1 pseudogene is annotated in these 1,117 nt (G+C 67.8%); it reads right to left on the bottom strand.

The annotated features are described in order from the left end of the window. Nucleotides 1-151 (bottom strand): annotated as a pseudogene (locus AOK16_RS28635) (diguanylate cyclase); the annotation flags it as partial. Nucleotides 152-1,117: the final 966 nt, after the last annotated feature.

Genomic DNA, 1,117 nt, shown 5'->3' on the forward strand with positions numbered 1-1,117 from the left:
CGCCCAGCGCCGCGTACTCGGCGTCGAGCAGCTCGCGGGCGGAGGCGACGATCGTCTGCAGCACGTCGCGTACTTCCAGGTGCCTGCTCATCGCGAGGAGCGCCGCGCTCACGGCGGCGAGCCCCGATTCGGGTACGGAGCCGGTGGTCATGGGCTCACGGTACCCACGGGGCAGCCGGGCCGTATCGGGCCTGCGGCGGCCTGGGTGCAAGGCCGGAGACCTAGGGCTACGGGTCTGGGCGCGCCCGCCGAGGCCCTCCCTTACATCCCGCCGGGTCCATCCCTTATATGGCGTCCCCCTACATGTCGTCCCCCTATGTACCGCTCCCCCTATATGCGGCGCCCCCGTCCATAGGTGCCCCGCCTGTGTGCGGTGCCCTCGTCCCTCTATAGGGAGGCGATGCAGGGAGGCGCGGCTGCGGGGTGCGGGAGCCGCACGGGGTCGCTACGAGGGCGCCGCTTGGGTCGGTCGAATCGGAACATAAGCCGCACATGGGATCAAAACGGCTTCTGACCAGGGGGTTTGTGCTCCGAAGCCGGGTAGGACGCCCGCCGAACGCCCATCGACGGCCCGATAAACCCCAAATCTGGACCCTCATTCGCATTTGCCCAGGTCAGAGCGCATCGGGCGATACATACTCTGTGTGCTTTCGCGAATCCTCCCGGTGAGGCGGACCCCCCTCGGATGTGAGGCCAGGCATATAACCCACGTCACTTACGACCTTCCCTAGGAGTCAGATAAAGGCCACGTGAGCGGGGAGAACGCCGCCCGGGACGGCGGAAAAGACCTCCCGGTTCCACGAAGCGGCGTAGTACGTCACACCTTTGCCAGGGCATTTTGCCGCCGCTAAGAATGGCTCTCGTCGCACGGCACCGCTGAACGAAGGCGGTGCTTCTTGCCGGAACGGCGAGCGCGCCCCACCGCTCGGGGAGCCACGCACCCGCCGTCAACCGACCCGGCCTCTGCGACACCAGCGATTGGAAGAGGTCCACTCATGCCCGTCCCCACGTTCTCCGGTTACCGTCGCCTGACCAAGACCCACAAGCTGTCGGCCGCGGGTATCGCAGCCGCCGGCGCCGCGGCCCTGGCCTTCGCGGTCGTTCCCGGTTCCGCGCA

The sequence above is a fragment of the Streptomyces pathocidini genome (genome assembly GCF_001418495.1).
Lineage (GTDB): Bacteria > Actinomycetota > Actinomycetes > Streptomycetales > Streptomycetaceae > Streptomyces > Streptomyces pathocidini.